Annotated in this window: 4 protein-coding genes; all 4 read left to right on the top strand. The window is 41.6% G+C overall.

Translation table 11 applies throughout. The features are described from left to right. A partial coding sequence (gene tatC, locus ACTF6W_RS06835; RefSeq protein WP_438993795.1) for a twin-arginine translocase subunit TatC occupies positions 1–552 on the top strand: 552 nt, incomplete at its 5' end. Beyond that, entirely contained in the window at positions 545–1,819 is a 1,275-nt protein-coding gene (gene serS, locus ACTF6W_RS06830; RefSeq protein WP_438993794.1) for a serine--tRNA ligase, read from the top strand. The genes tatC and serS, both read left to right, overlap by 8 nt. Positions 1,820–1,822: 3 nt before the next feature. Next, complete coding sequence (locus ACTF6W_RS06825) at positions 1,823–2,470, top strand: protein-L-isoaspartate(D-aspartate) O-methyltransferase (RefSeq protein WP_438993793.1); 648 nt, start codon at positions 1,823–1,825, stop codon at positions 2,468–2,470. Beyond that, a partial coding sequence (locus ACTF6W_RS06820) for a LysM peptidoglycan-binding domain-containing protein (protein ID WP_438993792.1) occupies positions 2,470–3,268 on the top strand: 799 nt, incomplete at its 3' end. The genes ACTF6W_RS06825 and ACTF6W_RS06820, both read left to right, overlap by 1 nt.

The following is a 3,268-nucleotide window of genomic DNA, read 5'->3' as shown; positions in this document are numbered from 1 at the left end:
TTTTATGTGGCACTTTGTGTGACATTTCCTATGTTAGCGATGCAAATATGGAAATTTGTTGCGCCTGGCCTCTATCAGAATGAACGAAAAGCATTTTTACCATTTTTGCTAGCGACCCCAATATTGTTTACGCTTGGGGCTGCTATGGCATATTACATTGTCATTCCGCGTGCTTGGGGCTTCTTTATGTCATTCGAAGTTGGTGTCGCACCAGAAGTCGCGGGTGAACTCGCAAATCAAGCTGCTCTGCAAATTCAATCACTTCCTGCCGTTCGTGAATATTTGTCGCTTACTATTCTTTTGATGTTTGCTTTTGCGCTGAGTTTTCAATTGCCGGTACTCTTACTGTTATTAGCAAGGGCCGGAATAATATCAGCTGATGGCTTAGCGTCAAAAAGACGCTATTCAATATTAGGGGCGTTTGTGTTCGCCATGTTCATGACACCGCCGGACCCTTTAAGCCAATTGTTATTAGCCTTACCAATAATTGCGCTATATGAAATTTCAATTGTCATTATACGACTAACAACAAGAAACCCCGAAGATGTTTGATATTAAATCAATACGTGAGAACCCCGATCATTATGATGCCGCGTGGGGACGCCGCGGTATAGAGCCGCAAGCAAAGTCCATTCTATCAATGGATGTGGAACTTAGAAAAAAGCATACTGAGCTTCAGGAATGTCAATCGCGACGCAATGAAGCGTCAAAAGCGATTGGTATGGCTAAATCTAAAGGCGAAGATGCCTCGGCCGCCATTCAAGAAGTGGGCGATTTAAAAGCCAAGATGTCTTCTTTGGAAGAAGATGTTCGGGTTTTGACAGAAAAACTGAACTCAGCATTATCAAGAATTGACAACATCCCCGATCCTGATGTTCCGGATGGTGAAAGCGAAGACGATAATTTAGAAGTCCGTAAATGGGGCGATCTCCCTTCTTTTGATTTTGAACCAAAACAGCATTTTGATCTTGGCGAAAACTTAGGCCAAATGGATTTTGAGAGTGCCGCAAAAATGTCAGGTGCAAGGTTTGTTATTTTGCGCTCTGATTTAGCAAAACTAGAACGTGCACTCGCGGCTTTTATGCTTAATATGCATACGACTGAATTTGGATATGAAGAAGTTTCGGTGCCTCTTCTTGTGCGCGATCAGGCATTATACGGCACAAGCCAATTACCAAAATTTGAAGAAGATCTTTTTAAAACCACATCTGATCATTATTTAATTCCGACTGGCGAAGTGCCACTTACGAATTTGGTTAATAATAGTATTGTTGAAGAAGAGAAACTCCCCCTCAGGTTTACCTGTTTAAGCAGTTGTTATAGATCAGAAGCAGGATCAGCAGGAAGAGATACGCGCGGCATGATCCGACTTCATCAGTTTCAAAAAGTTGAAATGGTCAGTATAACATCACCCGAGCAATCTAATGATGAATTAGAGCGCATGACAGGCATAGCCGAAGAAGTTTTGCAAAGGTTAAAACTGCCTTACCGTGTTGTAAAATTATGTACGGGTGATATGGGTTTTGCGGCTCATAAGACATATGATCTAGAAGTTTGGCTTCCTGGACAAAATATGTACCGCGAAATTTCAAGCTGTTCTAACACAGGCGATTTTCAAGCACGCCGAATGAAAGCAAGATGCCGCCCAAAGAATGATAAGAAAACGCGTTTTGTTCATACATTAAACGGTTCAGGCTTGGCTGTTGGTAGAACCATGGTAGCGATTTTGGAAAATTACCAAAACGAAGATGGTTCCATTACCGTGCCAGAAGTGCTTAGCCCCTATATGGGTGGGAAAGATCTAATTAAGGCTTCCTAATTTATGAATGTTTCATTAGATGATAAAAAAAAGACCCTTCTAACTAAATTGAAGGAGCAAGGCATTACGGATGAAATAGTTCTGGAGGTTATTGCTGATATTCCTCGTGAAGATTTTATTCCTGATTTTTTACGGTCGCAAGCTTATGAAAATGCTGCCCTTCCTATTGAAAGTGAGCAAACCATTAGCCAGCCTTATATTGTCGCCTATATGACACAAGAACTTAGAGTTACTAAAAACCATAAGGTTCTCGAGATTGGTACAGGATCAGGTTATCAGGCTGCCGTTCTCGCAAAACTTTGCAAACGGCTTTTTACTATCGAACGTCATATGCCCCTTTTTAAAGGTGCTGAAGAAATGTTTAAAAAACTTCGCCTTTATAATATCACTACACTTTTTGGCAATGGAATGAAGGGGTGGAAAGAACAGCAACCCTTTGACCGCATTATGGTAACTGCCGCAGGCGAAGAAATCCCCGATGAACTTTTATATCAGTTAAAAGACGGCGCTATTATGATTATTCCCGTAGGAGCGCAGGATGAAACGCAACATGTTGTCAGGATCACGAGAAATGGCGATGATTTTGATGTTAAGACTCTTCTTCCGGTAAAATTTGTTCCTTTGCTTTCTGGTATTGTGCATTCATCCTAATGCCTGCTATAATTTTAACCATGAGGTATTTGATTATAGAGCGGCTTCTAAAAAAACATATGGTCTTGCTTACGGCATTAATGCTGTCTGCATGCTCATTAGGGTATGATAGTGAAGGACCATATCCATATTCACATGTTAATCGCCCGCCCGAAACGACTTATCAAAGCACTGCGCGAATACCTGAAAATTCACCGGATAATATACCGACGCCTAGAAATAAACCAGCCGTTCCTGTTACAAATAAACAACCCATTCAAAGTGCGCCTGTGAAAATAGTGCGCTCAACCGGTATGACGACAGTTCCTGTGGTTCGTGGGGATACGGTTTATGCGATTTCACGCAAATATGGTGTTTCTGTTCGTTCTGTCATTAACAGCAATAATTTAAGAGCGCCATACTTGTTAAAACCTGGACAATCATTACGAGTTCCTTCAGGAAGCATTTATACTGTGAAAAAAGGAGATACAGTATACGGAGTTTCTCGGTCAAACGGTATTCAGATGAGCGAACTAGCTAGAATTAATGGCTTAAAACCTCCCTATGCCTTAAACGTTGGCCAGAAATTAAATTTACCGGGGAGAAGTTCTTCTGCACCTTCAAGACAAGTTGCCACGATTGCACCGCCACCTAAAATTACCGGGAAAGGCTTTATGTGGCCTATACAAGGAAGGGTGATTTCAAATTATGGCCCTAAAGAAGCAGGTTATCATAATGACGGTGTTAATATAGCGGCACCGGTTGGCAGCAGCGTATACGCGTCTGAAAGTGGTGTTGTCGTCCATGCTGATAACAAAC

The sequence above is a fragment of the Pseudemcibacter sp. genome, from assembly GCF_965661635.1.
Classification (GTDB): domain Bacteria; phylum Pseudomonadota; class Alphaproteobacteria; order Sphingomonadales; family Emcibacteraceae; genus Pseudemcibacter.
The sequence above is the reverse complement of the archived record's forward strand: the minus strand, read 5'-3'. Positions and strand labels throughout refer to the sequence as shown.

Bases quoted from the DNA above. Each gene is read 5' to 3' on its own strand.
- serS (WP_438993794.1), top strand. From the start codon at position 545: ATGTTTGATATTAAATCAATACGTGAGAACCCCGATCATTATGATGCC.
- ACTF6W_RS06825 (WP_438993793.1), top strand. From the start codon at position 1,823: ATGAATGTTTCATTAGATGATAAAAAAAAGACCCTTCTAACTAAATTG.